Source organism: Streptomyces sp. NPDC058459 (assembly GCF_042721685.1).
Lineage (GTDB): Bacteria > Actinomycetota > Actinomycetes > Streptomycetales > Streptomycetaceae > Streptomyces.
In genome coordinates this window covers 1-5,678 of the sequence record NZ_JBHXLV010000298.1, presented here as the reverse complement: position 1 = coordinate 5,678, position 5,678 = coordinate 1, and the positions used below count along the sequence as shown (strand labels likewise).

Here is a 5,678-nt window from a genome sequence, read left to right as displayed (position 1 = left end):
CGGCGGTGTCGGGAAGGCCGCCCGCGGCCGCGATCCGCCGGGCGACGCGCAGGCACGTCAGGTCGAGGTGGGCGGCGAAGACGTCGTGCCGGTCCAGGGGACGCGTGGGCGCGTCGGCCGGGAGCGCGGCCCGCACCTCGGACAGCAGGCGCAGCGCGAGCGGGTGCCCGGCGTCGGCGGCGCCGAGGGCGCCGTCGGGGATGCCGTGCCGGGAGCGGGCCGCGCGGGCCTCCTGACGGGTGAACCCCGTCAGGCTGAGGCGCGCGGGGAAGAACTCGGCGGCGCTCTCCCAGAACTCGTCCCGGCAGGCCAGCACCAGGCGGGCACCGGTGGCGCGCAGCCATGCGACGGTCGCCTCGGCCCACCCGGGCAGCAGGGCGGCCGGCATCTCCTCGGGGGCGTCGAGGCACAGCAGCAGCGGACGCCCCTCCCGCGCGGCGAGTAGGGCCGGCGTCTCGGGGTCGAGGTCGCCCAGGTCCGCCGGGTGGCCAAGGCCAGAGCCAGGGCCAGGGCCGGGGCCGGGGCCGGAGGCGGCGGCCGCGACCGGCGCGGCCCGCTCCAGCGCCCGGCGGACGGCGTCGGCCACGGAGTCGTCGGTGTCCTGGAGGTCGGCCCCGCGCAGCCACAGCGTGGGCGCCGGGGTGGCATCGCACCGGCGCCGCGCGGCGAGCGCCGCCAGCTCGGTCGTACGGCCGCTGCCGGGGTCACCGGTGAGGGCGAGCACGGGCTGCGGGCCCGCCAGGAAGTCGGCCAACTCCCGCTTCACCGAAGCCCGTTCGACGATGCCGGTCAGCCCGGTGAGGGTGCCGGGCGGGCCGTCCCGGCTGACGGAGGCGGCGCACAGCTGGAGGACGCCGGCGAGGTTGAGGTCGGCGCCGTAGGCCGGGACGGTGGCCGCGTTGCGGGCGAGCAGGGCGGTGAGCGCGGAGTCGGCCCCGGCGGGCGGGTGTACGGGGGCGGCGAAGCAGGAGTCCCGGCCGGCGGAGCGCAGAGTGGCGCCGAGCACCCCGAGGACAGCGCCGGTACGGGCGTCCAGGACGGGCCCGCCGGTCGTACCCCCGCCGGGGCGGAGCGCGTCGCGGGCGGCGGTACCGAGCGCGAGTTCCAGCGCGTCGTCCAGCACCTGGTCGCTGCCCTCGGCGTGGTAGGTGGCCCGCCCGGTGGTGAGCACCCGCGCCTCGCGCCGGCCTCCCGCCGCGATCCGTACGTAGGTGCCCGCCTCGATCCGCTCGCGCACGGTCAGCGGCAGCGGGGCGACGCCCAGGTTCTCCGTACGCACGAGCGCGAGCCCGTGGCGGGGCAGTGGGACGACGGCCTCGGCGTCGACCGCGCGGGTACGTCCGTCCGCTCCGCGCAGCAGCAGCCGGTCCAGGCCCTCGACGGCCTCGTGGCTGGTGAGCAGGGTGCCGTGGTGGTCGGCGAGGAAGGCGATGCCGCGCGGGCGCCCGGAGAGGTCGTGGAGCTGCACCAGGGCGTCCGCGTGATCGCCCTGGCCGCCGGGCGCCCTCCCGTCGCCGCTCTCCGCTCGCGGCCCCTCTCCCGTCATCGCCCCGCCTCCCCACCCGTGCGCCTGCGTCTCACCTCGACGGTAGGCACGTGATGATCACGGGACCAGGGGGTGCGACGAAAGCGCCCCCTTCCGCTCCCCCGGTTCACTCCGAGCGCCCGTCCAGACGGGTGAATGGGCGGGGTGAAGTGGACAGAGGTCAGGGGTGGGGGAACCGAGGGGGGACCGTGGAGCGGCGGGTATGGCACGTACCCCATGACCGCCGCTCCACGGGCGCACCCCTGGTGTTCAGGGAAGGTGGACTCAGCCGAAGACGGCGAGGCTCTTGGCCTTGCCCTTCTGCTCCTCGACCAGCGCGAGGAACCGGCCCTCGGGGTCGAAGACCGCGACCGGACCGGCGCCCGCGTACACCTCGGGCATCTCCAGCCGGACGCCGTTGAGCAGCAGCCCCCCGCGCTTGGCGTCGACGTCCCAGCGCGGGAACGCGGCGGACGCGGCCTCCGCGACCGGCATCACGGTCAGCTCTTCCTGGAGCTGGTCCAGGGTCCGCGCGGAGTCCAGCCTGTACGGGCCGACCCGCGTCCGGCGCAGCGCCGTGAGGTGGCCGCCGACGCCCAGACCGGCGCCCAGGTCGCGGGCGAGGGCGCGGATGTAGGTGCCGGAGGAGCACACCACGGAGACGACCAGGTCGAGGACGGGGGTGCCGTTCTCGGCGACGGCGTCCCGCACGTCGTACACGGTGAAGGAGGAGATGGTCACCGGGCGGGCCGGGATCTCGAAGTCCTCGCCCTCCCGGGCCCGCTTGTAGGAGCGCACACCGTCGATCTTGATGGCGCTGACCTTGGACGGCACCTGCATGATGTCGCCGCTGAGCTTGGCGATCCCGGCGTCGATCGCCTCACGGGTCACCTCGGAGGCGTCGGCGGAGGAGCTGATCTCCCCCTCGGCGTCGTCGGTGAGGGTGCTCTGTCCGAGCCGGACGGTCCCCAGGTACTCCTTCTCGGTCAGGGCGAGGTGCCCGAGGAGCTTGGTGGCGCGCTCCAGACCGAGGACGAGGACACCGGTGGCCATCGGGTCGAGGGTGCCGGCGTGGCCGACGCGGCGGGTCCGGGCGATCTCGCGCATCTTGGCGACCACGTCGTGCGAGGTGAAGCCCGACGGCTTGTCGACGATGACAAGGCCGTCGGGCGGGGTGGGCTTGGCTGTCATTCGGTGCTGTCGTCCGTCTCGTCGTCGGACTCCGGCTTGCGGTACGGGTCCGCGCCACCGGCGTACGCGGCGCCCGAGGACGCCTCGCGCACCTGGGCGTCGGACTGCCGGGCCCGGTCGAGGAGGTCCTCGATGTTGCGGGCGGTGTCCGGCAGGGCGTCCGCGACGAAGGTCAGCGTCGGCGTGAACTTCACGCCGGCCGCGCGGCCGACCTCGGAGCGCAGGATGCCCTTGGCGCTCTCCAGGCCCGCGGCGACGGCCTGCCGCTCCTCGTCGTCGCCGTAGACCGTGTAGAAGACGGTCGCCTCCCGCAGGTCACCCGTGACCCGCGTGTCCGTGATGGTGACGTGCGAGCCGAGCCGCGGGTCCTTGATCCCCCGCTGCAGCTTCTGGGCCACCACCTCCCGGATGAGGTCCGCCAGCCTTTTCGCCCGAGCGTTGTCGGCCACTGGTCCGTCTCCCGTTCTTTCTGCTTCTTCGCGTTTCTTCGCGTTTCTTCGGTCAGTCGTCGTCGCCGTGGAAGCGCCGTCGCACGGACAGCAGCTCCACTTCGGGGCGGGCGGCGACCAGCCGTTCGCACTGGTCGAGTACGTCGGTGAGGTGCGCCGCATCGCCGGACACCGTGGCGAGGCCGATGAGCGCTCGCCGGTGCAGGTCCATGTGGTCCACCTCGGCCGCGCTCACGGAGTACTTCCGCTGGAGTTCGGCGACGATCGGGCGGACGACGGAGCGCTTCTCCTTCAGCGAGTGGACGTCGCCGAGGAGCAGGTCGAAGGACAGAGTCCCCACGTACATGTGTGACCGGTTGACCCGCCGGTTCGGGATCGGTGGTTCTACGCACGCTACCGCTCAGGAGCTTTTCGCTCGACAGGGTTTCCGTGCCACCTCGGGGCTCCGCCCCCAGGACGGCGCGTCGGCCGACAGAACCGAAGTCCCGTCGGCCGACGCACAGCGCGGCGTTACGCTCGCGGCTTCTCGCGCATCTCGTACGTCGCGATGACGTCGTCGACCTTGATGTCGTTGAAGTTTCCGAGGTTGATACCACCCTCGAAGCCTTCGCGGATCTCGGTGACGTCGTCCTTGAAGCGACGCAGCCCGGAGATGTTGAGGCTCTCCGCGATGACCTTGCCGTCGCGGAGGAGGCGCGCCTTGGTGTTGCGCTTGACCTCGCCCGAGCGGACCAGGACACCGGCGATGTTGCCGAGCTTGGACGACTTGAAGACCTCGCGGATCTCCGCCGTACCGAGCTCGACCTCCTCGTACTCCGGCTTGAGCATGCCCTTGAGGGCCGCCTCGATCTCCTCGATGGCCTGGTAGATCACCGAGTAGTACCGGACGTCGACGCCCTCGCGCTCCGCCATCTGCGCCGCGCGGCCCGCGGCGCGGACGTTGAAGCCGATGACGATGGCGTCGGAGCCGGTCGCCAGGTTGATGTCGGACTCGGTGACCGCACCCACACCGCGGTGCAGGACACGGATGTCGACCTCTTCGCCGACGTCGAGCTGGAGCAGCGAGGACTCGAGAGCCTCCACCGAACCGGACGCGTCGCCCTTGATGATGAGGTTGAGTTCCTGCACCAGACCGGCCTTGAGGGCCTCGTCCAGGTTCTCCAGGGAGAACCGGACACCCCGGCGGGCGAAGTTGGCGTTGCGCTCGCGCGCCGCCCGCTTCTCGGCGATCTGACGCGCCGTACGGTCCTCGTCGACGACCAGGAAGTTGTCGCCGGCGCCCGGGACGTTGGTGAGACCCAGGACCAGGACGGGGGTCGACGGACCCGCTTCCTCGACGTTGTTGCCGTTGTCGTCGAGCATCGCCCGGACACGGCCGTACGCGTCGCCGACCACCATCGTGTCGCCGATGCGCAGCGTGCCGCGCTGGACCAGGACCGTCGAGACGGCACCGCGGCCGCGGTCGAGGTGGGACTCGATCGCGATGCCCTGCGCGTCCTGCTCCGGGTTGGCCCGCAGGTCGAGCGAGGCGTCCGCGGTGAGGACCACGGCCTCCAGCAGGGAGTCGATGTTCAGACCCTGCTTGGCGGAGATGTCGACGAACATGGTGTCGCCGCCGTACTCCTCGGCCACCAGGCCGTACTCGGTCAGCTGACCGCGCACCTTGGTCGGGTCGGCGCCCTCGACGTCGATCTTGTTGACCGCGACAACGATCGGCACGTCGGCCGCCTTGGCGTGGTTCAGCGCCTCGACGGTCTGCGGCATCACACCGTCGTTGGCCGCCACCACGAGGATCGCGATGTCGGTCGACTTCGCACCACGGGCACGCATGGCGGTGAACGCCTCGTGACCCGGGGTGTCGATGAAGGTGATCCTGCGCTCTTCGTCGTTGACCTCGGTCGTGACCTGGTACGCACCGATGTGCTGCGTGATACCGCCGGCCTCGCCCGCGACGACGTTCGTCTTGCGGATGGTGTCGAGCAGTCGGGTCTTACCGTGGTCGACGTGACCCATGACGGTCACGACCGGCGGACGCGCGACGAGGAACTCCTCGCCGCCCTCGTCCTCGCCGAACTCGATGTCGAAGGACTCGAGCAGCTCACGGTCCTCCTCCTCGGGGCTGACGATCTCCAGGACGAAGTTCATCTCGTCCGCGAGGAGCTTCAGCGTCTCGTCGGAGACGGACTGCGTGGCGGTGACCATCTCGCCGAGGTTCATCATCACGCCGACGAGCGACGCCGGGTTGGCGCCGATCTTCTCCGCGAAGTCGGTGAGGGAAGCGCCACGGGACAGCCGGACGGACTGTCCGTTGCCGCGAGGCAGCATCACGCCGCCGACGGACGGGGCCTGCATGGCCTCGTACTCCTGGCGCCTCTGCCGCTTCGACTTGCGGCCACGACGCGCGGGACCGCCGGGACGGCCGAAGGCGCCCTGCGTGCCACCGCGGCCACCGGGACCACCCGGACGACCGCCGAAGCCGGGACGGCCACCGCCGCCACCGCCACCGGGACGAC

At 72.1% G+C, this 5,678-nt stretch carries 5 protein-coding genes; all 5 read right to left on the bottom strand.

Annotated features, from left to right (window positions below):
• A partial coding sequence (locus tag ACFWN1_RS31125) for a trypsin-like peptidase domain-containing protein (protein ID WP_384369388.1) occupies nt 1-1,546 on the bottom strand: 1,546 nt, incomplete at its 3' end.
• A gap of 264 nt (nt 1,547-1,810) precedes the next feature.
• Nucleotides 1,811-2,716, bottom strand: a complete 906-nt coding sequence (gene truB / locus ACFWN1_RS31120; RefSeq protein WP_384369385.1) for a tRNA pseudouridine(55) synthase TruB — start codon at nt 2,714-2,716, stop codon at nt 1,811-1,813.
• Nucleotides 2,713-3,165 (bottom strand): 30S ribosome-binding factor RbfA, encoded by a 453-nt coding sequence (gene rbfA, locus ACFWN1_RS31115; RefSeq protein WP_384369382.1) that lies wholly within the window; start codon nt 3,163-3,165, stop codon nt 2,713-2,715. Before rbfA ends, truB begins: the two co-directional genes overlap by 4 nt.
• A gap of 52 nt (nt 3,166-3,217) precedes the next feature.
• Nucleotides 3,218-3,511 (bottom strand): DUF503 domain-containing protein, encoded by a 294-nt coding sequence (locus tag ACFWN1_RS31110; RefSeq protein WP_030817206.1) that lies wholly within the window; start codon nt 3,509-3,511, stop codon nt 3,218-3,220.
• Between the two features lie 164 nt (nt 3,512-3,675).
• A partial coding sequence (gene infB, locus ACFWN1_RS31105) for a translation initiation factor IF-2 (RefSeq protein WP_384369379.1) occupies nt 3,676-5,678 on the bottom strand: 2,003 nt, incomplete at its 5' end.

Excerpts from the sequence above, each read along its gene's own strand:
- truB (WP_384369385.1), bottom strand. The coding sequence starts at position 2,716 with ATGACAGCCAAGCCCACCCCGCCCGACGGCCTTGTCATCGTCGACAAG.
- ACFWN1_RS31110 (WP_030817206.1), bottom strand. The coding sequence starts at position 3,511 with ATGTACGTGGGGACTCTGTCCTTCGACCTGCTCCTCGGCGACGTCCAC.